Origin of the sequence: Corallococcus sp. NCSPR001 (assembly GCF_017309135.1) — a bacterium.
GTDB lineage: Bacteria > Myxococcota > Myxococcia > Myxococcales > Myxococcaceae > Corallococcus.
Window position 1 is genome coordinate 6,642,937 of record NZ_JAFIMS010000002.1, and the last position, 26,678, is coordinate 6,669,614.

The window sequence follows — 26,678 nt, forward strand, 5'->3', positions numbered from 1 at the left end:
GTGCGTCCTTTCCGTCAGGGTGCGTTGAAGTTCGGGGCGGTGATGATCCCGGTCTGGCTCCACCCCGGGATGCTGAAGTCCGTCGCGAAGTTGTGCGCGAACACGAGCCGGCTGTACGTGTTCGTGACGAGCATGGCGCCGACCCGGTTGCCCACGATCTGGACCCCCGAGTACGTGTCCGCGACCGCCGCCGGATACGTGTCGTACGGCGACTTGGAGGTCACGTTCGGCCAGCCAACGACCAGATCCGCTGACACCCAGTTGCCCTGCACCTGCGCGTTGTACGAGTACTCCTTGTCGATGGCCGCCGCGGCGAGCGCCTTCGTATAGGTCTGGAGGATCGGCTGGACCTCCGCGACCCGGACGGTCCCCCGGTTGACCGTGTCCGCCGGAGCCACCCACGGTTGCAGCGACTCGATGAACCGAGGAGACGTGCTCGCCACTCCGGCGGTCGTGTACGCATAGGGGGTCAGCACGATGCTCCCATCCACGCGGTTGTCCTCGATCTGCCAGTCCCCCCACACCTGGGTGATGCGGAGCGCGATGTGGCTGCTCGGGAGCTGCGACAGGCGGTTGCCGGAGATGGTGTTTCCGCCCGAGATCGTGATCCGGATCCCACCCGTGAAGACGTTGTTCCGCAGGACGCTCTCGTAGAGCTGCTCGCACCTGCATCCCAACCCGGTGAAGCGGTTTCCCTCCAGCAGGAGCCCATGCGTCCCGGCGCCCGTCTCACCCTCGGCGACCCAGAAGGGAGTCGACGCGGTGACGGTGTTGTCCTGGACCGTGATGCCGTCGCGCTCGCCTTCGGTCCAGCGCTCGTAGAGAAGGATGCCCACGCTCCCGCCCTTCTCGGCCTGCGACACCGCGCTCAGAGTGATGACGTTGTCCTGGACGGCGCTGTATCCACCGTCCGCCAGGTAGAGGCCCACCTGCCTCGCGTTGTGCAGCGGAAGGCCGAGCACGTCATTGGAGAAGCTCAGCTGCTGGCCACGCACGGTGTTGCCCTGGACGACCACGTCGTTCCCCAGCGCGAGCACCCCGACCGCGGCGTCGAGCTGATTGCCCGCGATGCGCAGCCGCTGGGTCCGCTCCTCCGGCTCCTCACCCCAGGGGGGCGGAGGCATGAGCGTGCAGGCGACGCCCAGGGAGGTGTTGGAGAAGACGTTCGCCGTCACCGCGACCCCCTCCATGCTCACCACCGGCGGGCTCGTTCCCTCCTGCTGCTGGACGAGGCTCGGTCCAATCTGGACGCCCGCGAGGTAGGACAGGAACTGGTTGTCGTGGATGCCGACCTCGGCGAGCGAGGGATACGTGGACTCCAGGGCGGGCAGCGGGCTGCCATCCGCCGAGGCCGCCAGGAGGATGCCGCGCTGGCCCGTGAACGTGCACCCCTCGACCTTCAGTGAGCTGGTCAGCCACGGCAGCCAGACCCCGGCCGCGCCGGACGTGGAGAACCGGTCCCCGGACATCCGGCACTGGTACAGGTAGTCCACCCGGATGCCCGCATGCGCGCCCACATACTCGTTGCCGACCGAGAGCAGGTCGTACAGGTACCCGATGAGCACCGGGCTTCCGCAGGCGAACGTGCACTGCTCGAACTCGCTTCGCCAGTAGTCGACCCCGCTCACCCCGATGCCGACGCTGTCCGCGTTGTAGCCGCCGGCCTCCGTTTCGATGAGCCTCGTGACCGTCTTCTCCAGGTCTTCGTCCGCCGCGTCGATGAGCACCTTGCGGCGCTCCACGTCCAGCCATCCCTGGAACGAGGAGCGCCGGAGCCGCAGACCTCCCGCCCCCTTGGCGTAGATGCCGGCCCGCTCGCAGACCACCACCGACTCGATGAGCTCGGTCATGAACACGTACTCCGCGGCGACGCCCCACGCGCCCAGGAGGATCGACTCCTCGGCGCGGATGGACGTGGTCCCCCGCGTGTCGGGGTACACCACGAACGGCGCCGGCTCCTCGGGCTTGAAGTCCGGCAGCGCGGGCCTGGCGATCTGGATGGCGACGCCATTCTCACCGGCATGGACCAGCGCGGCCCCTTCCAGGCGGACCTGCGTCGGGACGAACTGCGCGAGCCCCTTCTCCCCCGGCGTTCCCCCGGACAGCGTGAGCTGCACGAGCGGCCCCGAGTCCTCGCGCCGGAAGACGAGGAGGTCGCGCAGGGTGAGGCACGCGTCCCCATCCACGAAGAACACCGGCGCGTCCCCCTCGAAGCCGAGCAGCGTCGCATGAGGACATCCGGAGAGCGTCACCCGCCTCCCGACGATGTTCAGCGTCCCGTGGATCCGGTAGATGCCTCGCTCCAGGCAGAGGGTCGCGCCGTCGATGGCCTCGTCGATGGCCTGCTGGATGCGAGCGGTGTCGTCCCCTTGTGTTTCGGAGGGTGACAGCGACGCGTCGCAGCAGCCGCCGTCCTCCTTGGCGTACAGTTCGTCCAGCGCCTCCTGCACGGTGTCCGCGTCGGTGCCGACCTTGCCGCCGTCGTAGGCGATGTCGTCCGCGTTCAGCTCGCAGAGCGCCGAGTACTGATGGTCGTACCAGCGCACCAGCTCCAGCGGCGCGTTCTCGCCCGTGTACCGGAACAGGGCCAGCGGCGCGAACAGCCGCTCCGGACCGTGCGGCGGCTCCTGCCAGGGACCGTTCTGGTTGTCCTTGATCTTGCGCGCTTCGTGTTGCCAGTAGTCGCCCGGGCGGAAGGCCGCGCCGGACAGCTCGATGACGATGCCATCGCCCAGGTCGAACAGGGTGACCGGCGGATCCCCCAGCACCTTGGGCTTCGTGACCAGGAGTCCGTGCCAGACCCGCACCTTCCGGGGCGCCTGGGTCTTGTTGGCGAAGTCCGCAGGCACGTTCACCGGAAGCCGCGTCACCGCGTCGCGAAGCTTGAGCTGCCCGGAGGTGGCCGTCGTCTCCGCGTAGAAGAGCTGCCCCACCGAGCGCTGCGAAGCCCTGAACACCTTCGCCGCGAGCGCGACCTCCGCGGGGGCGGCGTCACCCAGGTCGTCGGTCTCATCGAGTAGCTCGATGAGGTCGCCGTCCTTCACCTCGGCGCCGGGCGCGAGCGTCAGGTTCGTGAGCGTGTTCGCCACGGAGGCGACGGCGAACACGTCCGAGCCGTTGTTCCTCGACCACTTGATTTCGACATTCCCGAGCGCGCCGCCCTTGTGCACCTCGAAGCGGTAGAAGCGGTTGTCCGCGCCCGTGTAGCCGCCTGCCTCCGGAATCGCGCAGGGGTCCAGGTTGTCCGGCGCCACCTTGGTGGTGAGCTTCAGCCTGCCGGTGCCCGCGTCGACCTTGGCGAAGGCGGCCGGCACGTCGTCCTTGCCCGCGAGCGGATCGCCGCCGTCGTTCGCGAACACGGCGAGCTTGACCTGGCCCACCGCCCTCGAGCGCACCGTCGTGTCGAGCACGCCGCCCAGCGCCTGCTCCAGGATGCCGCCGTCCTCGATGCGGGTGATGAGCCGCTCCCACCCTTCCAGGTAGGCGACGACGTAGCTCCCCGCGACGGGCAGCGTGTCCCCGGCTGGGAAGCCCTTGCTGGTCGGGAAGGTGGACTCCCAGAACATCCCATCGTCCGCCGACTCGACCGCGAGGCCCTGCAGGTAGTACCGGCCGCGCGTGTACGAGAACAGCGGGGCCTTGGTGGCCGCCTCGAAGCCCTCGATGAAGCCAATCCACGCCTCGTTCGCGGCGCCTGCCGCGGAGAAGCCGATCTCGAGGGTGTCGTATTCGGCGGGTGCGCCCGCGGGCACCAGCACGTCGTAGAACTTGAAGTTCCCCGCGTCGTTGGCGTTGACGACGCCCGCGCTGACGCCCTGGATCCGGACCTCCACGCTCGCGTTGGCCCGCAGCCAGAGTCGGACCTTCGGATAGCGGGCCTTGGTGAGCTTGCGCCGGGCGAGGACCTTCACGAAGCCGCCCGCCGCGTGCGACCCCACGTACAGGGACGGGAAGCGCTCGTGGTACTTCGCGCCGTAGTCGCGGTACGCCACGAACGCGCCGCCCGGTGCCGGCAGCGTCACGCCGTCGAGCGTCTCGAACACCGCCAGGAGCGGGCCCGGCGTCGCGAGGTAGCCCAGGTTTGGACTGCCCTGCTTGCAACCCACGTCCGACGCGAGGTCGCGGATCAGCGTGTCGGCCGCGTCGACGCTGGCCGCGACATCGCTGTCCAGGACGAGCCGCCCCTCCTGCAGGAGCACGCGCCGGTACTTCTCCTTGCGCTTGGCATCAGGACGATGGCCTCTGGTGAAGTCGCCTTTCATGGTCGCTCTCTCAACCGTCCTCTTCCCGGTGTCTCAGGTCTCGCCGAACCCAGTGGCCCGGCGCGCTAGTCCATCCGCAGGAGCCCGGTCTGGAGCCCCGCGGGGGTGTATTCGATCAACCTCGTGAGCAACGCGTCGCCCCGCTGCGCGAACCGCGCGCCGTGGAACGCTCCCATCTCCGAACCGTCCTCCGCGCCGCGCGTGATGGACCTCGGGCACGCCTCGGACAGACGGAGGTGCGCGGCGTCGGTCCGGTCGCGCGTGACGAACAAAGGGAGGTCCTCCGTGACGCGATGCCTGCGTGGCAGCAGGCTCTCCGGCTCCACGCGGCTGTAGCGGACGCAGCCGTGGAACCGGTCACGCGCCCGCGCCACGTCGGTGAAGAGGCTCTCGCTCGCCTCGATGACGCGCACGTCCACCGAGGCTCCACCGCCCAGGTCCGCGCGAAGGGCCGCGACCGTCGAGCGCTCGAAGCGGACCTCGCTGTCGATGGCCTGGACGGCCAGGCCGCCCGCCGCGTCGATCACGCTCTCCTCCACCATGACGGAGGCGGCCCCGTTCACCCGGAGCCTCGGCGCGAGGCAGCGGAAGAGGTGGATCGCCGTGTCGGAGCCCTCCGCGGCCGTGAACCTCCAGAGGTCGTGGGGCGCCAACGCGGAGCAGAACCGCACCTCGACCTGTCTGGCGGGTGGCGGGTCCAGGGCCACCGTGGCCGGCACTGGCGGCGACCCCGGATAGGTGGTCTGCCGGATGGCGAGCCCGTGCAGCGTCAGCTTCTCGTACGTCGGGGGCGCGACGCTCGCCCACGCCGCGCCGAGCAGGAGCACGGGCCGGTGGAGCTCCGCCGCCTGGATGGTCAGCGACGTCACGTTGGCCGGCCAGACCAGCGCGCTCTCCGCGTACGTCGCGCTGTCCTCGAACTGGATGACCTCGTGCTTCGCCGCCTTCACGCCATCCGCGACGACGGCGGCGAGCGCCTCTCCGAGCGTCGAGTAGCGCGGGAGGGACTGGTACGAGAGGGGCGCGTCCCGGTGCAGGCTGCCCCCGCGAAGCACGAGCCGCGTCGGCGCGGGCAGCTCCTCCGCGAGCAGCGGCTCGCGCGCGTCGGGGCGGGCTCCGGTGTGGAATGAATAGCCTTCCAGGTAGTCGACCGTGACCGGGCTCGGCGGCCAGCCGGCGGCTCCCGGATGCACCGACGCCACGGTGAACGGCGCCGCGGGTTCGGTCTTCGCGAAGGAGAACAGGCCGTGCGCGGGATCGATGTCCAGGCAGCCCGCGGGCGTCGCGAGGCCGAGCTGGGGGCTCATCGGGTCCTCGTTCTTCCACCAGCACAGCGTGCGCTGACGGATCCGTCGGCGGCGCAGCGTCTTCGCCTCGCGAATGGGGGCGATGGTCCCGCATGCGAAGCGCGCCACCTGCAGGCTTCCGGCCCAGACCGTCGAGCCGTCGAGCCTCACCGACACGGCCTCGCTCGCGAAGGCGAGTGACGGAGACCAGCCCGCGAGCGGCGGCACCTTCGTCTCGAGCGCCGGAAGATGGATGAGCACCGCCTCGCCGTGGTCGCTCGTGAAGGACACCTCGCAGGACGGCAGGAGGATGTGCTGCGTGTCGGACTCCAACCGGAGCCAGAGCTCGGCGTCGTCCCGCGAGGCGGCGGACTCCTGTGCGAAGAAGCTCCAGGCCGCCCGCAGCTCCGCCGCCGTCGTCACGTCGGTGCCATCCGCCTTGAAGGCCTTCCACACAGTGACCGCCGTGGCGTCCGGCCCCGTCCACGCAAGCTGGAGGAAGGGGCTGATCTGGCTCCTGATCCGGAGCGCGAACACCAGCCGCAGCGCCACGGCGTTGCCCGCGACCACCGGCGCACCGGTGACGTTGAGCGCCCGTGGACCGTGGACCACCACCGGCCCTTGCGCGGTCGCGGAGGGGATGCTCCGCCACGGCTCGGGCTCGGAGGTGAGCGGCAGGGGCGGCCACGCCGGCCCCGGCCCGGCGGACAGCGCTTCACCGGGCAGCCGCGGCCCTTCGGACGTGACGGTCAGTGGGATCCCGGCGTCGTACACGCTGCCGTCCGCCGCGACGAACAGCCACCGGTCCCCCACCACCCACGTCGCGGGGAGCTCCACGGTGAGCGCGCCCGAGAGGAACCCCATCGCGGCGAGGCGCGGATCCGCGGGCGGCATCGCGGCCGAGGGCGCGCGGCAGGCGATTTCGATGACGGCGCCCGGGAAGTACCCCGCGCCCCCGTCCGCCACGAGCCGCAGCATCACGGCATACGGGCCCGCCACGGGCGCGGCCACGCCAACGGATGACGTCCCACCGCTCGCCTCGATGCGCACCTCTCCGCGAAGCACGGCCCCGGCGGTGTTCGGCACGTTGGCGTCCGCGCCGGTGAGCGGCACGGCCATCACCCCCACCCGGACCGGGGACGACAACCGCTCCGTCACGTGCGACAGGAGCAACACGTCACAGACGTCCGCGGCGAGCGCTCGCTCCGCGGGCAGGCGGATGGAGGCCCGCGCCTCCTTCAAGGGACTGGCGACGGCGGCGGGCAGGCCCGTGAAGCGGACCGTGAAGCGCGCGCCACCGCCACCCTCCTGGTCGAAGTAATCACCCGGACGCGCCGCGAAGTGGAGGGGCGGCACGCGGTCTCCCGCGAGCTTGTCGTCGGCGGAGGCACGCCGCACCCGCAGGGGCACGTCGTCGCCCAGGGGGTTGAAGGCGAACCGGTAGTCCACCTCGGGCACCCCGCCACCGGTGTAGCGCGTGCGGTCCCTCGCCGTTCCCTCCGTGACGGGGACCAGCTTCGTCGGGTACAGCCAGTGCGCGACGTGCTTGGGGTGGTAGCGCCCGGTGTTCCGGCCGATGCGGCGCGGATCCACGGCATGGAACGCGGTGTCGAGCGGGCCCGCCGCGCGTTCGGCGATCGTCGCCGCTCCCAGCCCGGCGATGGTCCGCTCGGGCCGGTAGAGGTTCAGGTCCTGGGCGAGCAGGATCCGCTTCCATCCCTCGCGGCTCACCGCCAGCTGGCCGGAGAGGTCTCCCGCCATCTCCTCCAGCATGGTGGGGGTGCCCTTGCGGCGCCGCCAGCCCACCGTGCCGCGCACGTCGCGCCGGTTGGACGGGGCATCCGGGAAGACGAGCCGCATCCCGATCATGTCCGCGAGATACGGGAGGACCCAATCCGCGCTCTTGTCGATGAAGAGGTCCGCGTGCAGCTCTTCGATGTTCTGCCGCGTCCGCGCGATGGGCGCCGCGAGGATGCGCAGGAACTTGTAGAGCTCCTCCACGCCCCTGGGCGCGAGCGACTTCTGGGGCTCGCGGGTGCCCTCGGCCATGTCGACGACGCGGTAGAGCGCCGGCAGGTGCGAATAGAGCAGCTCCGTGACCAGGCCACGGACGCCGGGGTCGAGCGTGGGGGTGTCGCCGCCTTCGCCGCTCATGGGGCCTCCGGAGAGAGGATTTCGATGTCCTGGGGCGCGAGCACCAGCATCTGGTTCGGCCACGCGATGACGGTGTCGGCCACCCGCGGGGGCTGGCCCTTGCCGACCTCTTCGAGCGTGTCGAACAGGTGCAGCTGGACGAAGGTCACGCCGGGTGCGCGCTCGATGCGCTCGTAGAGCTCGCTGAGGAACGCGGGCTGTCCCAGGTCGCGGGCCTCGAAGGCGAACAGGCCCGGCGCTTCCTTCGACGTGCCGCAGAGCGCGTCACGCACCGCGCGCTCGACACTCTCGCGCAGGTACGCCGGGTCGCTCTCCACGGTCAGCTTGAGCTTGAGCCCGACGAGCTCCGGGCCCATCACGTCCAGCAGCACCGTGGTGTCACGGCGGGCCTGGAGGAAGTCCTTCACCTGGGTCGCGGTCGCCGCCGTGCCCTTCGCGTCGGCGACCACCACGCGGATGCCCTCCGCGCCGCCCGCGAGCTTCGTCCACTCCGCGCTCGCCTTCACGACGCCCGGGAACTGCAACGCGAGCTGCTTGTGGTCCTCCACGGAGACGGCGCGGTCGAACGTCCGGATGTAGCCCGTCGCCTGCGTGCGCACCTCTTCAGGCTCGGCCGGGGCCACGCCGCCCTTCACCGCGAGGGGGTTCGCCAGCCGCTCCACCAGGGGATGCGCCTTCTTCAGCCGGCTCACGGCGAAGGCGTCCGCGTCGCCATCCGGGCCGATGCCGATGCGGTACGTCGCCACGATGTGGTTCCTCCCGGAGGAAGGAATGGCGCCCTGGATGCCGTCCCCGAACACCACGCTGACCGTGCCGGTCTCGTCGCGCTGGACGAGGTAGCACCGGTCCTCGGGCGACGACGCCACGAAGTCCACGACGCGGTGCCACAGGACATCCGCCACGCGGATCTCCAGCTCGGGCTCCGCGCCGTTCAGCGAGGGCAGGTAAGTGAGCGGCTTCTGCTTGAGCGCGAAGCGCAGGAAGGGCGTGCTCCCATCCGAGCCGCCCAGCATCTCCGACGCCGTCTTCCCGTGCGAGATGCGCGCGACGTTGCCCAGGATGCGAAGCGCCCCGGACGTCCAGGGAGCACCCGCCACGGGCGGCTCCACGGGCTCCCAGGTGAGCTGCGTCCGGACGGCGCTGTTTCCATCCGCCCACGTCCCCACTGACGTGAGGCGCACGATCTCGTAGCGCGCTCCGCCCGTGCGCTCTCCCAGCGCGACGAGCCGTCCCGGCTCCAGGTCCGCGACCAGACGGTCGAGCCGGACGGGCGTGGCGCCAGGCTGGGTGATGGCCGCCGGATTGGGCCCGGTCGCGACCAGGGCGGTCTTCACGCCGAAGCCGACGAGCCACCGGCTGGTCCGGATGTCCTGCCCACTTCTTGTCAGGGCCGTGCCACCCACCGTCGCCTGGAGGGTGGTCACGGTCCTCGCCACGCTCACGGTGGGCTTCTCATCGAGCACGGTGACCTGGTCCCCGCTCGGCTTCGTGGGGTCCTTCGGGATCTGGACGACCACGTGGCGGACCTTGGAGAACGTGACGTTCCTCGACACCTCCGACGTGATCCTGAGCGCCGAGGGCCCCGAGCTGGTGACGCGGACTCCGGGCGTGCCGAGGACCGACTTCTTGAGCTCCTCTGAGAGATAGAGGTCGTTCGCCTCGCTCGAGCCGTTCGCGGGCGTCACGGTGTAGCCATGGGCTGGATACGACGCGGGGCTGGTGGGCAGGGCCCCGCCCCGCAGCTCCGTCTCCGTGAACGACGAGGCCGGTGTGTCCCAGCCGAAGAGATGGAGGTCGTGCGCGGGCTTCGCCCAGACGATGGCGCCCGGGAAGCTGCTGTCGTTGCCGGTGAGGGGCTGCTTCACCGTGAGCCGCGTGCGTCCCCTCTCCTCCACGGGCGGCGCGCTCACCTCGTGGGCGGAGAGCGTGGTCCCCCGCTCGATGACCACGAAGTCACCCTGCTCAATGCCGAGCCCCGTCCCCTCCACCTCGAACGTCGACTTGCCGGAGAGCGGCAGGACCGCGAGCGCGTCGTAGGGAAGGAGCTCGCTCCACGCCGCGCTGACGGCCAGGTCCTCGGTCGTCTCGTAGTCCTGCGCCTTCTTCTCGCCCACGGCCGCCGAGCCCATCGCGAGGCCCCGGAGCACCGTGCCGGACACGCCGTCCTTGAGGGTCAGCAACACGTACCCGGTGGCCGCCAGGCCCGGTCCAGGTTCGTAGCCCAGGCGGCGCCCGTGGCGCACCAGCGCCTTCGCCGTGAGCGCCGTGCCCAGGAAGGCGTCGTTCGCGTACCGGTCCTGGTAGGCGCCCAGCGTGTGGCCGAGGAGCGCCGCGAGCTCCATCAGCGTGCCGGCGAAGTCACCCTGCGCGGTGGAGGGCGGGAAGCCCAGCTCGTGCGAGGCCAGCGTGCGCTGCTCGTCGAGGAGGTCCGCGAACTCGTCCGGCAGGTAGTCGAGCACGGTCCGGCCCGCGAGCGGCTCGCCCGTGGTGGAGTACGCGGTGCGGAAGCGCGGTGGGCGGCTCACGGGGCGACCTCCTCGATGACGAAGTCCTTCTCGGTGACGCCCGCGTCGAGCCCGACCACGAGGACCTTCAACTTGCCGTAGTCCGGCATGTCGTCGTCGCCGTCGTTGCGGACGACCTCGGTCGGCGCGAGCGTGATGCGTGACTCGACCTCATTCGCGGACACCACCTTGAGCTTGCGGAAGCGGAGCGCCTTGACCGACCGCACGCCCGGGATGCGCTGCACGAACGCGAGCAACTCACCGACCTCCAGCCCTTCGCTGAAGCTCAGCCGGTCCGGGTGGAAGTAGCCCGGCTTCTCGTTGGAGCCGGGCCGCAGCGCCGCGAGGACCGCGGAGCGCACGCGGTAGGGCAGCGTCCCTGGCTCGACGCAGATGCCGAGGCGCACGTCGATGGGCACGTACTCCGCGGCGCTCACGAAGTGCTCGCGCCCCGTCATCCGCAGCGCATCGATGCGGTCGAACACCGCCTGCCGGAGCGGCTCGGACAAGCCGGTCTGGCCCTCTGGATCCACCAGGACGAGCACCGCGTTGAAGGGCCCGCCCAGGAGCCTGGCGGTCGCGCGTCCCACGCCCTTCACGGTGGCGGCGGCCACGGCGTAGTCGGAGAGCGAGACGGCGCGCTCGACGGGGCCATGCCGGAGCGACGCCGGGATGCGGAGGCGCACGGCCTCTCGCGTCTCGGCCCGCAGGCCTCCCCTGCCCGGGAGCACGTTCGTCCCTCGCAGCCCCAGGAAGCCGGCCACGGCGGACTGGCCGGGCACGAAGCGCGTGAGGACACCGGCGCCCACGTTGCCCGCGACCGCGTCGCCCGTGCGGTAGTCCACCACGATGTCGCCGGGGAGCTGCTCGCTGTGCTGCTGCGCCTGGCTCAGCGCGTCCTCGGACCACACTTCGACGGCGCGCCCCTGCTTGCCGTCACCGAACTCGAGCCACAGCGAGCCGTCCTCGTCGGCGGTCGCGACGAAGTGCCTGTCGAAGGACTGGGAGGCATGCAGGTGCTCCACCCGCTGCCACTTCTCCGAGCCAATCGTTACCTCCACCCGGACCGAGGAGCCCGTGAGCCCCGCCGCGCTGACGGTGGACTCGAACACGACCTGCGTCTCCGAAAGCCGCAGTGCGCGCAGCAACAGGTGCGAGAACCCCGGCCGCCGCTCCAGCACGTAGCTCTGGCGGTCGCGCGAGAAGGCGGCCTCCGAGCGGACGTAGCGGTCCTGCCGGGACCGGCCGAACCGGGCACGCCCCAGGTTGCCGTGGATCCGCAGCGCGTCCGGCTCACCCCACGCCGGCCGCATCGCGGTGGTGAGCGGCGGCTCGAACGCGACGACCGTGACTTCGGACTCGTTCGTGTGCGGGGCGTCCGACGCGGAGGCCGTCCATCCCGGAAGCCGCTCGTGGCGGAAGGCGGTGATCGTCACGATCCGTGCGGGAGGAACGGGCGCGTCCGGAGGCGTCGTGGCGAAATGGTTGCCCTGCACGAACGCGAGCGTCTGGCCCACGGCGAGGTTCTCGACCGTGCCCCAGAGGAGCACCTCGCTCGCGCCCACGGGGATGATGGCGTCATCGGCCCCGGGCCACGCGGCGAGCGGCAGCACGTTGTGGGCGGCGAGGACCCGCGAACGCTCGGTGAGCCAGAACACCACCTCCGCGCCGCTCGCGCCTGCCGGGGTGGTGATCTCGATGCCTACGGGCAGGTAGCCGTCGCTCTGGGCCTGGAAGCAGAGGAGCGTCTCGGCCGCGGTGCCGTCGAACAGGCGCGTCCCGAGGAGCTCCGCGTGCTGACGCAGGGAGTAGCGCTGGCTGGCCGTGTCGACGAACGCCTCGTTGGCGACGCGGTCCTGGTAGTAGCTCAGCAGGTCGCCGTGGTGCGCGAGCAACTCCACGAGCACGCGCTCCAGGGCCGCGGGCGAGAGGTCCGCCCACGCCGGGTTCTTCACCCGCACCCAGTCGCCGAACATCTGCACGAAGCCGGAGAAGTCCTTGGTGAGCAGGTCCACCGCGGGACGCGGCTGCAACGCCCTGGGGGGCTGCTCCGTGAGGGGCCGGCAGTCGCCGCCCTCGCAGCTCAGCGTGAAGTCGAACGTCGCGCTTCCGAAGAAGGGATGGACCTGCGGGCCATTCGGCCCCTCTCCGGTGGACAGGAGCGTCAGCATGTACTCGGACGCATCACCGACCTGGGAGAGCGCGAGCGTGACGGTCTTCTGGGCGCTGTCCTCGCCCACGTAGGTGAAGCCCAGGTCGGTGATGCGCAGGCCGCCTGAGATGGCGAAGCTCTTCTCCGAGAACTTGGGGGCGACCCAGGTCCTCTGGAGATGGACGACCAGCGTCGCGGACGTGGGCGCCTGCTCGTTGGGGAGCAGCTTCAGCTCCAGGTAGTCGATGCCCTGGAACAGCGAGGTCCCGTGCCGGCCGGACCACTGCAGCCACGGAGACGTCACAGCCGCACCTCCAGGTTGCGAGGCAGGCGGTCGGTGCGGCGGCGGAAGGCGATCTTCACCCACAGCTCCCCGTCCTCGGGCGAAGCCTCCACGTCCACGCCGTCCACCAGGATTTCATCGCCGATGTCACGGCGGAGCGACTGCGAGATGCGGAACTCCAGCGCTCCAATCGTCAGGTCATTGAGCTCGTCGAAGACAGCGCGGTTGAGGCCCACGCCGAAGTCCGGCCGGTTCACGCGCTCGCCCGGCGCGGTGAACAGGACCGCGAGGATCTTGTCGCGCAGGTGCTTGTCCGCGTCATCGATGACGGCGACCCCGCCCTGGGCGCCGAACCGGAATGGATGCTGGAGGAAGCGATCGGCCATGGGAGGTCGTCCTCAGGTGATGGGCGCGGGCGGAGGGCCGGGGGGAACGGGGAAGATGACCAGGGTAGTGGACGCGAGCAGCGTGCACGCCGTGGCGACCTGCTGCGCCTTCTGCGACACCGACCCGTCCACGTCGGAGAACACGGAGATCATCTGCGTTACCGCCGCGCTCGCCGCGGTCGGGAAGGACGCGGTCCCGGGCGGGAAGCTCTGGCCCGCGATGTACGCCGCCACGCCCATGGCCAACAGGGTGCCCGCGGCCTGCGCCGACTGCGCGGCGAGCGCCCCCGCCGCCGCCGCCGCGAGCTGGGACTTGCGCGCGAGCGCCGTCGCGCAGGGGATCCCCGCCGCCTGCCCCGCCGCGAACCAACTGGAGACCGCGGTCGCGAAGTGGTCCGCGGACGCGTTCACGTCCTGCGGATAGGAGCCGCCCTCCGGGACGAGCCAGGTCTGTTCGAGCTGGGTCTTGAGCGTGTCGAACACGAGGGGCATGGGGAGGGCTATTCCGTGAAGGTCTTCTTCGACAGGTGGCTCGACTGCATCGGCTGCGCCGGAGGCCCGGACGGCCCGACGCCGGTGGGATGCGTGTGGCTGTTGAAGAACTGCATGAAGTCGTTGCCCAGGATGACGGCCTGCTCCGCCCCGTCGCCCAGCTTGATCTTGTCGGCCTTGATGATCAGCTCGCCGTTCTTGGTCAGGCGCAGCTCGACCTTGTCGCCGCCGTGGGCGAGCACGACGACCTCTCCGTCGTCATCCATGAAGATGCGGTGGCCCGCCTTGGTCCGCAGGATGTGCTTCATCGGACCGGCCTTGGTGTCCTCGGAGGTGGGCACCTCCGTGCCCTGCTCGGTGCCCAGGTCGTCGCTCTGGCCAGTGCTCTCCGGGGCGCCCCAGAAGCAGCCGGTCCAGATGGGCCGGCTCGGGTCGCCCGCCGCGAACTCGATCCACACCGTGTCCCCGACCTCGGGCGTGAACAGGAAGCCGCGGTCCTTGCCGCCGCCGTAGGGCGCGCACGGCAGGGCCCAACCCGTCGTGACGTCCTCGCCCAGGACGGCGGGCACCCTCGCGCGCAGGCGGCCAATCTCCAGCGGGTCCGCGTTGTCGGTGACGACGGCCTCGTATTTTCCGTAGAAGCGATGAAGAAACCGCTCCTCGAACGTGCGCAGCAGGTCTTCCACCTTCATTGGGGCGGAACCTCCTCGGCGCTCTGGCCGAAGTCTTCTCTTCCGGAAAGGCCCAGCGCGTTGCGCTCGGCGACGAAAGTCTGGCTGATCACCCCTTCGTCCACGGTCGTCCGGACCGCGCGCACGTAGTAGACGCCCGCGAACATCCGCCCCACGCCCTTGATGAGCACGGGGCGGCGCGCGCGGAGGAGTCCCCGGTACAGGGGCGTGTCCACCTCTCCCCTCGCCTCGACGGCGAAGAGCGCCCGGTCGGTGGCGGCCGAGCCCTCGTCGGCGATGGCCGTCTCCGCCGGGAACGGGTCGCGCAGCAGGGAGACGGAGCCGGTCGCCCCCGCCTGCTTCAAGCCCTTCTCCAGCGCGTCGCCCACCAGTCCGTCGCCCAGCGGATCCAGCTTGGGGCTGCCGTCGGAGCGCACGACCCGCTTGCCAATGGGGTCGATCGCCGCGCCCTTCACGCGAGCGGGTCCGTTCATCGTGGCCTGGAGGTCCAGCCACTTGAGGTTGGGATCATCGCGCAGGATGGTCAGGTCGGGCTGGGGCGTGTCCTTGAGGGCGCGCGGCCGAAAGTACGCCGTCATGGCGCCGCTCTGGGGGTCGGGCTCCAGGTAGCAGACGAAGCCGTTGCGCCGCGCGAGCCGCTGGACCAGCTCCCAGTCGGTGCCGCGCTGCATGAGGAGTTGCTTCTTCTCCTCGTGGCGCGTGCCGGTCGTCTCACCAGAGAAGGCGAGCTGGTAGCGGGAGAAGACCTTCTCCGCGGCCTCGGTGTCGGTGACGTCGGGATAGGCCTCCACCCGCTCCTCGGCCGCGAGCAGCACGGCCGCGTCCATGGCGAGCACCTCCACGTAGCTGTTGGACTCGACGGACTCGAAGTGCGGGCGCACGTGCGTGACGAAGCCCTCGAAGAGCCGCACGGAGTTGCCGCCCGGCGGTTCAATCTGCACCGACACCTTCGCGGACGGCTCGAAGAGGCCGTCATCCAGCGGAGAGAACTCACCCTCGGGCGACTGCGTGGCGTTGAAGCGCAGGGCGAGGAAGGTCGGGTCCGCGTCGCTCTCGCGCACCTCGATACGGGTGAGCAGACCGAGCACCGAGGCTTCGATCGGCTCCCCATCGATGGATACGAGCAGGCGCGGATCCGGCATGGCTCCTCAGCGGTTCGGCGGGATGAGGACGGGCCGTCCGGGGACGAGCACGTCGAACGGGTCGAGGACGCTGGAGGCGTCGCAGATGCGCCAGAACTTCTTCGGGTCTCGGAAGTACTGCTGCGCCAGGTTGTCCAGCCGCTCCCCCTCGCCGGGCGCATGGAAGAAGACACCGCCCGTCGCCGGAATCTCGCGGAGCGACAGCAGGGTGACGTCCTCTCCGGAGGCGTCGGTGGCGGTGTCCGTGGGGGTCTTCGCGTATCGGCTCGTCTTGTCGATCACGGGTGAGCGCCTTTCGCGTCAGAGCGGCAGGATGTTGGTCCCCTGCGCGGCCGTCGTATCCAGGAACTGCCGCGCCATCTCCGAGCGCTTCGACGCGGTGAAGGCGAGCGCGTCCGCCACGGCCTTGTTGTCCTTGGCGTCCGCGTCGGTCAGGACCTCCAGTTGCACGTCGACCTCCGCGCGGATGGGATTGAGGTCGCGGTTGTGGCGGGTCTCGTTGACGTTCATCCCGGTGATGCGGACGGGGAGCACGCGCTTCTTGCCCCACACGAACAGGACCGTCGGGCGCTGCTTGCGCGCCTTCACGGGCTCCTTGCCATCGGAGCTCCGGTCCTGCGGGCTCTCGGCAGGGAAGAGCAGTCCCTCCAGCGCGCTGACCTCCGGGAGGATGCCCAGCTCCGCGGGGAGGTTCTCCGCGCTCTGGAGCCGGTCGTCGAAGTCGAAGCGCACCTGCACGGTGAGGGTCTGCTTGACGTTGCCGCTGGCGGCGTCGGCTCCCTGCTCTCCCTTGCCGGAGCCCTTCGCCGCGCCCTCGGTGCCGGAGCCGCTCTTGCCCTGCTCGACCTGGAAGACCCGGGTCAGGATCTCGGGGTTGAAGCGGAACGGAATCACCCGCTTGTCGCCGTTCGGGTAGCCGCCCGGCTCGTACGCGATGAATGCGCCTCGCAGGTAGCTGACAGGGTCGCTCACGGGAACCTCCTCAGGACGGCGGAATACAGTTCGTCGGCCAGACGCTCCGCGCCGCGCTCGGAGAGCAGCTCGTCCGCGGGAATCGCGTCGAGCGACAGCCGCTCCAGGGCAAGCTCCTGCACTCCGGAGCGCGCGAGCGGGGACTTCGCGAGGCGCTCCGCGAGCCTGCGCAGGGCGTCCTGCACCGTCGCCTGGACGGCCTGCGTCCGGGCCTCGTCGGAGAGCCCCAGCACGGAGATGGTGTCGATGCGGACGGAGATGCCGCTCATGCGCGCCCCCTCGCCCACACGACGGGCTTGCCGTTCAGCTCCTGCGCGTGGCCCGGCAGGTGGACGGCGAGCGGTCCGAAGTCCTCGCGCGAGCGCCCGAGCCCGACCTTCTCCAGCTCCCGGTACGTGGCGCGGACCAGGTGGTCGATCCGCACGAGGCCGTCGGGCTCCGCCGCGGCGAGGTGCGCCGCCGCCACGCCGATGTTGTAGATGCTCCCGCCCGCCAGGCTGAAGCGCTCCACGAAGGGGCGCAGGTCCAGCCCGGGTGCCCAGCGCGCGGCGGGTGGAAGCGAGCGCTGCCACAGCGACGTCCGCATGGACGCATCCGGCATGGGGAACTCCAGCACGAACCGGAGGCGGCGCAGGAACGCGGTGTCCATGTTGCTGCGCAGGTTGGTCGTCAGGATGCTGATGCCCTCGAAGGACTCCATGCGCTGGAGCAGGTACGCGACCTCCACGTTGGCGTACCGGTCGTGCGCGTCCTTCACCTCGCTGCGCTTGCCGAAGAGCGCGTCGGCCTCGTCGAAGAGGAGGATGCCGTGGCCGGCCTCGGCCTCCTCGAACACGCGCGACAGCGCCTTCTCCGTCTCGCCGATGTACTTGGAGACGACCTGGCTCAGGTCGATGCGGTAGAGGTTGAGGCCGAGCGCACTCGCGAGGCACTGCGCGGCGAACGTCTTGCCCGTGCCGGGGCTGCCCGAGAACAGGCACGAGAGGCCTCGGCCCAGCGGCGACGCCCCCGAGAGACCCATCTCCGCGCGCACCCGGGGCGCCGCCCGGTAGAAGCCCACGATGTCGACGAGCGTGTCGCGCAGGTGCGGCGGCACGACGAGGTCGTCGAACACCGCGCGCGAAGGGATGTGCGTGACGAGCCGGCCCATCTTCCGCGCGCCCTGGGCCAACAGCTCCGCCGCGATGGCGTCGACTCCATTGGATGCACCGCCCGCGAGGCGCAGCTTCGTGGTGGCGGCGCGCGAGGCCGCACGCACCTCGTCGAGGCTCGAGCGGAAGCGGAGGGCCAGCGCCGCGGCCACGGGTCCTTCGCCGAACTCGGCCTCGAACACGCGGCGGCGCGCATCGAGGTCCAGCTCCGGCAGATCCACCGTGGGCCAGGCGCCGGTGTACGCGTTGTGTGGCACCAGGAGCACCACCGCAGGCAGGTGCCGTGAGACCATCCGGATCCACGGCTCGGGGAAGGGGCGCGACTGGCAGGCGGCGTGGAGGTCCACCACCGGGAGGCCGCCGCGCAGGCGCATGACCTCGGCCGCGTCGGGCGGCTCGTCCGCGCCCCCGACGAGGAAGGCCGTCTCACCGGCCACGGAGGCAAGGTCGAGCCCCAGCTGGCGCGACGTGCGCGCCGTCCCGGCGCGAAGGCAGAGGACGCCCTCCTCATCGAGGATGGCGCGGGCACCCTCGACCAGTGCCCTGCGCAGCCCCAACCGCTGGGAGGGAGGCTCGCGCGTGATGGCGAGCTGAGTGGGCTCCACGTCGGGCACGTCCGCGAGCAGATGACGCCGGGCCTCGGCGGGGGCAAGGCGCACGGGCACCTGCGCGAGCGGCTTCTGGACGGCCGCCTCGATGCGCTCCACCAGGCCCATGCGCTCCGCCGCGCCGCCTTCAATGGCCTCGGCCAGGGCGCGCTCGAAGGGGATGCCCTGCGAGGACACGAGGAGCCTGGCGAACGCGGCCGGCGTCACCAGTTGGACGCGCTCGTCCTCGGCGAGGATGCTCGCCGCCGCGGCGCATTCCGGGTGGGCCTCGACGGCGGCGGCGAGGACGACGAGCCAGGTGCCCTCCTCGGAGAGCCCCAGCCGGCCACGCAGGCGGGCCGTCATGGGGTCCTGCCGCAGCAGACACGCGCGCATCCGCTCGCCAAGCTCCCGGAACCGCTCGGGCGCATGCGCGAACCCCGCCGCCGCGTCGAACGTGGTGGTCTCCCGCTCGCGCACGGCGGCCTCCGCGCCGAGCAGCACCAGCTCACGCGCGAGCGCGAGCGCGGACCCGGGAGGAGACGCGGAGTCCCTCATCCCTTGATCTCCACGGTCACGAACGGCGTGAACTGCAACGGCACCGAGGCCCCGAGGGTGAGTTCGACCGAGAACCGGTAGTCGCCGGAAGGCAGGCTGGGGACGGTGAACTCCACCGAGGTGGGCGTGACGGTGAGGCCGCCAATCCGGTGCACGTCGGTGGGCGCGAAGATGCCGCTGTCCGGCCAGAGGTACACCTGCGTGGCGGGCGCGAGCCCCTGCCCCTCCAGCTTGAAGGTCGCGCCCTTCGCCACGGAGAGGACCTTGGGTCCATCGACCGACCAGGTGCCCGCCGGCACGACGCGAAGGTCCGCGGGCTCGGAAGCGACCTTGCCGCTCATCACCGAAATGCGGTGGACACCTTGCGGAACCGCGTTCGGTCCGGCCGTGGGCAGCTTGAGCCCGATGGCGCGGCCCGGCTCGATGACGTCGAAGCCGCCGGCGACGAACTTCCTCGCGCCAATCCAGACCGCGTCGATGGACGTCGGGAACGCCCCATCGATGCGCAGGGAGCCCCCTTCCGCGAGGCTGTTCGGCACAAGCCGTCCGATTCGCGGCGGCGTCGAGATGGAGGGCCCGGTGAGGACCACGCCTCCCGGGGCGACCACTGGCGACACCGGCGTCACGGCGAGCTTGCTCACGAGCTGCACCGGGCCGACCTCATAGAGGAGGAAGGGCCGGTGCTTGATCTGCAGCGGAGAGAAGAGCTTCTCCACCAGGTCCGGCGTGAGCGGCACCAGCGCGAGCGAGATGCGGCCCCTGCCGCTGTTGCTCGGGAGCGCCGGGATGGGCAGCTCGATGTGCGGCTCCGAGTGGAAGATCCGCAGCACCTCACCGATGAGGCGGTGGGCACCGGCGGAGTTGGTCTCGGGATCCTCACCGTAGCCGGTGATCAGCACGAAGAGGGAGAGCGACGCGGGCGGCGGTGACGACGTGCCGTCGGGGTTGCGGATGTAGCCGTCGTTCTTGTGTCCCGCTTGCTCGTTGACCCAGAGGAGCGACACCCGCAGCTCCTCGATGGTGATGGCTGTGTCGGGCGGAGGACCGGCGATCACGTTGCCCGGCGCCGGGGTGATGCGCGTCTCGAGGACGTGCTTGATGGCCTCGGTCGCGTGGTAGAGGTTGTTGAACGTCGCCACCTACCACCTCCCGCCGAAGGGACCGAGCGGGAGCCCCGGTTCGATCTGATGAGAGCGCGGCGCGTGCACCGTGGCCGGCCGTGGAGCCGGCGCACGGCTGCCGACGATTTCGATGCGGCCGACCGAGATGGAGATGCTCGGCGGCGCGGGACGCGCGGGTGAGGGCGCGCGCTGCGGCGCCGGCACGGGTGCGGGGCGCACGCTCGCGGCGTCAGCGCGAGGGCGCGGCGAGGGCGGAGCAGGCTGCGCGGACTTCGGCGCGAGGGCTGGCCCAGGGCTGCTGGAAGGCACCTTCGGCTGGGGTTGCGCCGGGGGTGGAGCAGCCTTCACCTGTGCCACGCCGGACGGCTGCGCGACGGGGACCGTCACGGCGGGAGCGGGCGCCGTCGCGCGAGCCGGTCTGTCCTCGGAAGGGGCCGATGGTCGCGGAGGGCGCTGCGCGGACGGGGCCTCGAGAGGCCGGGAAGCAGCCAGCGGTGGCCTCGCCGTCCGCTCGTCCGCGTTGCCCGAGGAGGGCCCGGGTGTGCTCCGAGGCTGTGGAGGCGCGGGTGGAGCAAGCGGCGGCGCCGCCCAGCGCGGGGACTCCACAACGGGACGCTCCGGCGCGGGGGCCAGCGGCTCGCGCGGAACAGCCGCTGTGACGACCACCCTTTGCTCGACGACGCGGTCCACCACGCGCTCGGTGCGGCGCTCGACCACGCGCTCTCGCAGCACGAGCGGCGCGGCCATGGCGGGAAGACGAGGACGCTCCGCGACCACCGGCCTCGCGGGCGGAACGGGAGCCGGAGCGGCCACGGCGGAGGCCACAGGAGCGGCGGAGACCGGGACCTTCGCCGCCGGGTTCGGCGTGGGGGCAGGAGTGGCGGCGGGAACGGGCGCCGCAGGCACGGGAGCGCTCGCACGCGGCGGCTCGCCCCCGTTGGGACGGCCGGGGGCCGGCGGTTCCGCCACGGACCCTGCGCCGACATGGGGACGCTCCGGCGCGGGTTCCGCCGACGGGACGGAGGCCGTCATCCGCGCGGGCATGAACGGCCCGGCCGGGACGTCCACGGCGGGCGTCGCGCGCTCGGACTCGGTGGCGCGCACGCTCATCGGCGCGGCACGCGGCGTGGCCTCGCCCGTGGCGCCCTCTCCGGCGCCACGCAAGGGTCCCTGGACGATCCGCGACAGGGCCGCCATCGCGCCTTACCCCTCCCCGAGCGCGTCGAACAGGTGCTGGTCGGCCTCGGCCTCGATGAGGGCGAGGTACGCGGCGCGCCGGGAGAGCTTCAGGCGGAGGATCTGGTCCTCGCTCCAGTGGTAGTGCGCGGCCAGCCTGTGGACGTCATGCAACATCCGTCGCCCCCTCCCACTCAGCTCGGCAAAAAAAAAGCCGCAACGTCGAACGGACTCTCGAAACCGGCACTACACGACGAGCACTGCACCGCCATCCCGAGATCGAGGTCCGGGAGCGCCGACTCGATGGCCCGCTCGATCGCGGCGCGCGCGGCGATGGGCAACGCTCGTACGAACGACTCGTCGAAGGGCCCCTCTTCTCCCGCGTACCGGACCAGCACACGCGCCAGGAGGAACGTGCGGCGCGCCGACTCCGACTCCAGGCCGGCGGACAGCAGGTCTTCCTGATCTCCCGCCGTCGGGGTCCTCGCGAGCGCCGTGCGTGCAGCGGACTCCGCCGGAAGGACGTGACCGGGCAACTCGATTTCGACCTCGGTGGGGACAGGCGCCTCAGGCAGGGGAAGCTGGCTCAGCTTGAAGTCGATCTCGTTCTTGTGGCCGCACGAGGGGCAGGCCACCTCCAGGTGGACCACGTCCCCCAGGGAGAGCTGGCGGATCCGGACGAGGGCGGCATCGCGCTCGACGGTCGTCAGCTCCCGGACGTGCGCGTACGCCGCCTCGAAGTCCGCGCCAGGCGCCACCGAGCACCGCGCCACGATCTCATTGCAGAGCGCCGCGGTGTTGGGGTCCCGCTGGTGGGCCTCGACGGCCTCCTCCTCGTAGCCGGTCATGGCCCGAAGAGGAGATTCAGAGCGCGGAGTGCGCGGCTTGTGCACGCCACGGGCAGGCGCCGTGGGACGCGCCAGCGCGGACTCGGGCGGAGACGGTGGCCGGACCTCGCGCGCGCCCTCCCCTTCCCTCGGGGCAGGAGCTGGCTGCGCCCGTCGCCGGGCGAACGGGTTTTCGATCCGCTCTGTGGCCATCTCGGAGCTCCGTGGGCCGATGGAGGAGGAGGAATCAGGTCTCGGCGGGCTCGGTCAGCGTGGTGTCCCGCTGGAAGCCTTCGTGCTCGATCTTGACCATGGTGATGGCGACCGCGTTGGCGTTCGCATCCATCTCCGGCGTGGCCTGGTACTCGCTCACCCACGCGCGGCGGATCTTGAACCGGAGGACCGGCGTGCTCTGGAGGTTGAGCACCTCGATGGCGATGTCCTTGCGGTACTTCGCGAGCGACATGGCCGCGGCGCCGTCCAGGTTGTTCACCAGGTTGGCCCACTCCTCGAACGTGGTGTCGTGGGTGAGCCCCGCTTCCAGGGTGATGGGCTCGAACTTCGTGCGTCCCGGCATCTTCCGGACGATCGACGGGTCTCCGGCCTCACGCCATTCGACGGCCTCCGTCGACTTCTTGAGCGCGCTCATCTTGGAGAGCCCGGCGACCGGGCGCCCGTCGATGAGGACGCGGAACTTGAAGTTCTTGTACGGGTCGCTCCGGTGGCTGTTGACAGAAAAGAGTGCCATGGCCGTTTGCCCTCGCTACGCCTTCTGATTGACGATCTGGCTGAGCCGGACGACGACGAACTCGGCTGGACGGAGCGGCGCGAAACCGACGGACACGTTGACGATGCCCGCGATCTGATCCGCCTCCGGAGTCGTCTCCGCGTCGCACTTCACGAAGAACGCCTCCCGGGTGGTGCGGCCCGCGAAGGCCCCCTGGCGGAAGAGCTGCTCCATGAACCCGCCGATGGTGAGCCGGAGCTGCGCCCAGAGCGGCTCATCGTTCGGTTCGAACACCGCCCACTGGATGCCGTTGTAGATGCTCGTGCGCAGGAAGATGGCCGTGCGCCGGACGGGCACGTAGCGCCACTCCGACCCGGGCTGCATCGTGCGAGCGCCCCAGACGACGTTCCCGCCACCGGGCTGGGCGCGCAGCCCGTTGATGCCCAGCGGGTTGAGGTCGTCCTGATGCGCGTCGAGCAGGTTGTAGTCGAGGCGCCGGGAGTTGAGGACCGTCGCCTCCAGGCCCGCGGGGGCCTTCCACACGCCACGGCGCTGGTCCGTGCGGGAGAAGATGCCGGCGACGAAGCTGCTGGGCCCGATGACGAGGGTCGGGTCCCGGCCGACGCCCGCCGGATCGCTGATCTCGATCCACGGGAAGTACACGCCGCCGAAGTTCGTCGGGGTGAGCACGGCGTTGCGGATGTACGCGACCGTGGCGGACGCCGCCTCCGTGGCCGTCTTGTTGGCCGACCGGGGCATGTCCGCGATGCAGAAGAGGTCCTGCCGGGGACGGCCCGTCACGTAGTCGAGCGCGGCCTGGGTCCGCGTCACCACGTCGTTGTCCGCCTCGCCCAATTGGGCGGGGACGACGAGCAGGCTCGCGTCCGTGACCTCGTCGAGCGCGGAGAGCAGGCCCGGGAGGTTCGCGTTCGGGAAGTCCGAGTTGCCCTGGGTACCGCCCGTCAGCAGGTGGCTGGCGGCGGACGCGACGATGGCGGTGTCGAGCGGACTCGCCCCCGCGACATCCGCGGGACCGGCCGGCTTCACGACCGGGCCGTCCTGCCAGCGGATGTAGGAACTGCGCAGGAGGACGTCCTTCGCGTAGTTCTCATCCGTGGGCGTGGCGGAGAGCCGGTCCCAGCGCTCGACGATCACGCCGTCGGAGGTGCCAGGGAAGGTGTAGACCACGAAGAGGCGGAACCGGGTGGCGTCACCGTCGCTGGAGTCGCCGAGCACCACCGCCAGGCTGGACGACCACGCGCCGGGCGAGGAGGCCACGACGCCCAGGCTGGCCCGGGCCCCCGTCTTCGCAGGGGAGACGGTGGTGTTCGTGATGGCGCGCAGGACGTACGCGGACGTGCCGCCATTGCGGAAGAAGGCGTCGATCGCGTAGCGCAGCACCACGGAGCTCGCCGCGGGCGCGACACCGGCGTGGCGCTTGAAGCCGCCAAACTGCCGCTCGTAATCCGCGACGCCCTTGATACGGGTGGGCGTGAGCGGGCCTCGCTCGGTGTCACCGACGAAGATGGCCGTCGAGGTTCCCGCCGCCTCGATTGCTCGTGCGCCGCTGGGAACCTCTTCAACGTATACACCTGGATGCAGACGTGCCGGCATGGTGGGCCTCGTTGATGAAGACGGTCAGTTCCCGAGGACGACGTATTCGATCGTCCCGGGGTTGGTGGGGGTGTCGGGGGTCGCGCTCACGCCGCTGAGGGACGCGCCCGACTTCACCGGGGACCAGTGCATCAGGACGCCCCCCGCCGCGAGCTTGTAGAGGGCGGTGGTGCCCACCTTGATGGCGATGTCCTTGTCGGTGTTGTTCTGGAGGACGAAGCCGAGGACCTCGCTCACGGATCCGAAGCCGATGTCCACCGCGGCCGTGGATCCAGCGGCGACATCCACCGTTCCGGCCGAGGAGGCCGTATACGGGAAAGCCACACGGAACCCCTGGGTGAGCGAACCGCCTCCGCTGGGTGTGTAGGTCACGCTCGACGAGAACACCGCGTTCGCCATGGCCGCTCTCCTCCAACAAAAGGGAAGTCACGGCGGAGCCGCCCCCCTGGCGCGCTCGCATGGTGCCCCCCAACCCAATGGCATAATCAAAAACAAAACATCGCCATGTTTGTCCAGCCATTTGAACAAATATCTTCCGAAACACCTGTGCGCACATTCACCGCCCGTGGAAAATACGTATGCGCTGACGCGACACACGAGCACACACCCGCAGTGCGTCAAAACTGATGACATCCTACGATGATCTTCCCTGGCGGGTTCTTGACTCGGGGTACGGCCCCAAGACATCCAAAACAATCACATACATTTTGATGAGCCGCGTCTTCGTGCTCGCGCGAGACGGGGGCACGGTCCGGCGGTCGCGGAGGCCCAGCGGATTCCTACCTCGGGGGTTTTCCGGCCATTCCCGGGAATGGAACGCGCTGAGAGCCCCTGCGGGTGATGGGTCTCCTGTACAGTGTGGTACGAAAGATCCAGTTCTTCACCGGAGGCTGCGTTGACGTTGTTTCGAGTGTGTCTGACTTCGCTGCTGTTGCTGGCCGTCGCGTGCGGCGATTCGAGTTCCCCGGAGGCGCCCGACGCCGGGCAGACCCGGCCGGACGCGGGCGTCGAGACGCCTGACTCAGGAGATCCGGTGCCGGACGCAGGCACCGAGACGCCCGACGCCGGCACGGAGACGCCGGACTCCGGCACGGAGACGCCGGACTCCGGCTCCGAGACTCCTGACTCGGGCACCGAGCCGACCGACGCGGGCTCCGAGCCGACCGACGCGGGCTCCGGGACCCCGGACGGGGGAGGCACCACCGATGCGAACGTCATCGACAACGGGGGCTTCGAGGAATGGTCCGGTGCGACTCCTGCGCTGTGGTTCGGGAGCACGACGAACATCGAAGAGGTGAAGAAGGTCACGACGCAGGCTTTCGAGGGTGTGAACGCGGCCCAGCTGATCAACACCTCGTCCACGCACCGCCGCTTCAGCACCGCGGCGAAGTCCATGCCCGCGGGCCGCTACGCGTGCACCTATCGGGCTCGGGGGACCGGTGACGTGCGCAATGGCTGGTTCGGCACCGACTACTCCAGCTACTCGGGCTACACCTCCGTCGACACCCGGACGTGGACCCAGGTGAACTACAACTTCAACCTGGCCAACTCCGTCTTCGACACCTTCGAGCTCATCTTCAGCGTCCGGAACACCAGCGGCGATCACCTGCTCATCGACGACGTCCGCTGCGTGCGGGCCCCCGAGCCGTGCGATTCGGTCACCTGCGAGGACTGGGCGCGTTGCGACAACGCCACCGTGACCTGCCAGCCGCTCTCCGGCCGCTGCGAGGACGCCATGGACTGCAGCGAGTGGCAGGCCTGCGACGCGACCCACACCTGCGTGACCGCGGCGGACCGCTGCGTCCGCCACGCGGATTGCGCGGGGACCCCGGAGACGCCGGTCTGCGACACCGCCTCGCACTTCTGCATCGAGGGCGACCCTTGCGCCGGCGTCACGTGCAACAACCCGGCGACGAGCTGCAACCCCACCACGGGCGTGTGCGAGCTGGCCGAAGGCGCCTGCTTCACGACGTATGACTGCCGTGGCGCCCTGCCCGCCTGCGATCCGGCCACCCGCCGCTGCGTCGCGGCCGACCACGCCGCGAACATCATCCGCAACGGCGGCTTCGAGAACTGGAGCACGCGCGCCATCCCCTACTACGGGAACAACTACGTCCCGGATTACTGGTACGGCCTGGACAACGGGATCACGGACCCGGGTTCGGAGATCAAGCCCTCGCGCCTCGCGCGCTACACGAGCGCGGTGCACGGCGGCTCGGCGGCGCTGCAGTTCGTGGTGCCCATCCAGGTCGCGGAGCGCTTCACGACCGAGAAGTTCAACGTGCCGGTGGGCAACTACTCCTGCTCGTACCGGGTGCGCGGCCACGGCAGCATCCGCCACCGCAGCTATTCCAGCGGCGGCTGGAGCCCGCAGACGGACTTCATCACCGTGGACAGCGACGAGTGGCAGCCGGTGTTCTTCCGCTTCACCGGCAACGTGCGCGACTGGCGCCTGTTCTTCTATCCCAGCCGCAGCGTCGCCGACCGCGACCACCTCCAGGTCGACGACGTCGTCTGCACGAAGGACTAGCGGCTGACGTCAAACGGAACGGAGGCGATGCCGCGTCATGCGGCATCGCTTCCCGGGTGGAC

Annotated in this window: 19 protein-coding genes; 1 reads left to right on the top strand and 18 read right to left on the bottom strand. The window is 70.5% G+C overall.

The window, feature by feature from the left end; all coding sequences use genetic code 11:
* Positions 1-14: 14 nt before the first annotated feature.
* From JYJ93_RS28640 to JYJ93_RS28725, 18 genes are all read right to left on the bottom strand, one after another.
* Positions 15-4,262: a DUF6519 domain-containing protein gene (locus JYJ93_RS28640; protein WP_206797490.1), complete on the bottom strand. Its 4,248-nt coding sequence runs from the start codon at positions 4,260-4,262 to the stop codon at positions 15-17.
* A 65-nt stretch (positions 4,263-4,327) separates the two neighbouring features.
* On the bottom strand, positions 4,328-7,702 hold the full coding sequence (locus JYJ93_RS28645; protein WP_206797492.1) for a hypothetical protein: 3,375 nt from the start codon (positions 7,700-7,702) through the stop codon (positions 4,328-4,330).
* A complete protein-coding gene (locus tag JYJ93_RS40865) occupies positions 7,699-10,227 on the bottom strand; it encodes a baseplate J/gp47 family protein (RefSeq protein WP_206797494.1) in 2,529 nt (842 codons plus the stop codon). The genes JYJ93_RS28645 and JYJ93_RS40865 overlap by 4 nt, the downstream gene beginning before the upstream one ends.
* A complete protein-coding gene (locus JYJ93_RS40870) occupies positions 10,224-12,662 on the bottom strand; it encodes a baseplate J/gp47 family protein (protein WP_206797504.1) in 2,439 nt (812 codons plus the stop codon). Before JYJ93_RS40870 ends, JYJ93_RS40865 begins: the two co-directional genes overlap by 4 nt.
* Positions 12,659-13,027, bottom strand: coding sequence for a GPW/gp25 family protein (locus tag JYJ93_RS28660; protein ID WP_120564344.1), 369 nt, complete (start codon positions 13,025-13,027; stop codon positions 12,659-12,661). The genes JYJ93_RS40870 and JYJ93_RS28660 overlap by 4 nt, the downstream gene beginning before the upstream one ends.
* A 12-nt stretch (positions 13,028-13,039) precedes the next feature.
* The gene (locus tag JYJ93_RS28665; protein ID WP_206797505.1) at positions 13,040-13,519 is read right to left on the bottom strand and encodes a hypothetical protein; all 480 of its coding nucleotides are present in this window, start codon (positions 13,517-13,519) and stop codon (positions 13,040-13,042) included.
* Between the two features lie 8 nt (positions 13,520-13,527).
* Complete coding sequence (locus JYJ93_RS28670; protein WP_206797507.1) at positions 13,528-14,211, bottom strand: phage baseplate assembly protein V; 684 nt, start codon at positions 14,209-14,211, stop codon at positions 13,528-13,530.
* The gene (locus JYJ93_RS28675) at positions 14,208-15,353 is read right to left on the bottom strand and encodes a contractile injection system protein, VgrG/Pvc8 family (RefSeq protein ID WP_206797509.1); all 1,146 of its coding nucleotides are present in this window, start codon (positions 15,351-15,353) and stop codon (positions 14,208-14,210) included. The genes JYJ93_RS28670 and JYJ93_RS28675 overlap by 4 nt, the downstream gene beginning before the upstream one ends.
* 6 nt (positions 15,354-15,359) lie before the next feature.
* On the bottom strand, positions 15,360-15,635 hold the full coding sequence (locus JYJ93_RS28680; protein WP_120564342.1) for a hypothetical protein: 276 nt from the start codon (positions 15,633-15,635) through the stop codon (positions 15,360-15,362).
* Between the two features lie 18 nt (positions 15,636-15,653).
* Positions 15,654-16,325, bottom strand: coding sequence for a hypothetical protein (locus JYJ93_RS28685; protein ID WP_206797511.1), 672 nt, complete (start codon positions 16,323-16,325; stop codon positions 15,654-15,656).
* Complete coding sequence (locus JYJ93_RS28690) at positions 16,322-16,594, bottom strand: hypothetical protein (protein WP_206797513.1); 273 nt, start codon at positions 16,592-16,594, stop codon at positions 16,322-16,324. Before JYJ93_RS28690 ends, JYJ93_RS28685 begins: the two co-directional genes overlap by 4 nt.
* A complete protein-coding gene (locus JYJ93_RS28695) occupies positions 16,591-18,621 on the bottom strand; it encodes an ATP-binding protein (protein WP_206797515.1) in 2,031 nt (676 codons plus the stop codon). The genes JYJ93_RS28690 and JYJ93_RS28695 overlap by 4 nt, the downstream gene beginning before the upstream one ends.
* On the bottom strand, positions 18,618-19,760 hold the full coding sequence (locus JYJ93_RS28700; protein ID WP_206797517.1) for a Pvc16 family protein: 1,143 nt from the start codon (positions 19,758-19,760) through the stop codon (positions 18,618-18,620). The genes JYJ93_RS28695 and JYJ93_RS28700 overlap by 4 nt, the downstream gene beginning before the upstream one ends.
* 1,185 nt (positions 19,761-20,945) lie before the next feature.
* Positions 20,946-21,095, bottom strand: a complete 150-nt coding sequence (locus JYJ93_RS28705; RefSeq protein ID WP_206797519.1) for a hypothetical protein — start codon at positions 21,093-21,095, stop codon at positions 20,946-20,948.
* A 17-nt stretch (positions 21,096-21,112) separates the two neighbouring features.
* A complete protein-coding gene (locus JYJ93_RS28710) occupies positions 21,113-21,766 on the bottom strand; it encodes a hypothetical protein (protein WP_206797521.1) in 654 nt (217 codons plus the stop codon).
* Between the two features lie 226 nt (positions 21,767-21,992).
* Positions 21,993-22,493, bottom strand: coding sequence for a phage tail protein (locus tag JYJ93_RS28715; RefSeq protein ID WP_120564335.1), 501 nt, complete (start codon positions 22,491-22,493; stop codon positions 21,993-21,995).
* A 15-nt stretch (positions 22,494-22,508) separates the two neighbouring features.
* Positions 22,509-24,086, bottom strand: coding sequence for a phage tail sheath C-terminal domain-containing protein (locus JYJ93_RS28720; protein WP_206797524.1), 1,578 nt, complete (start codon positions 24,084-24,086; stop codon positions 22,509-22,511).
* A 24-nt stretch (positions 24,087-24,110) separates the two neighbouring features.
* Complete coding sequence (locus JYJ93_RS28725; protein ID WP_206797526.1) at positions 24,111-24,485, bottom strand: hypothetical protein; 375 nt, start codon at positions 24,483-24,485, stop codon at positions 24,111-24,113.
* A 496-nt stretch (positions 24,486-24,981) separates the two neighbouring features.
* Here JYJ93_RS28725 and JYJ93_RS28730 point away from each other — a divergent pair, with 496 nt between their 5' ends.
* Positions 24,982-26,616: an invertase recombinase-like protein gene (locus JYJ93_RS28730; RefSeq protein WP_206797528.1), complete on the top strand. Its 1,635-nt coding sequence runs from the start codon at positions 24,982-24,984 to the stop codon at positions 26,614-26,616.
* Positions 26,617-26,678: the final 62 nt, after the last annotated feature.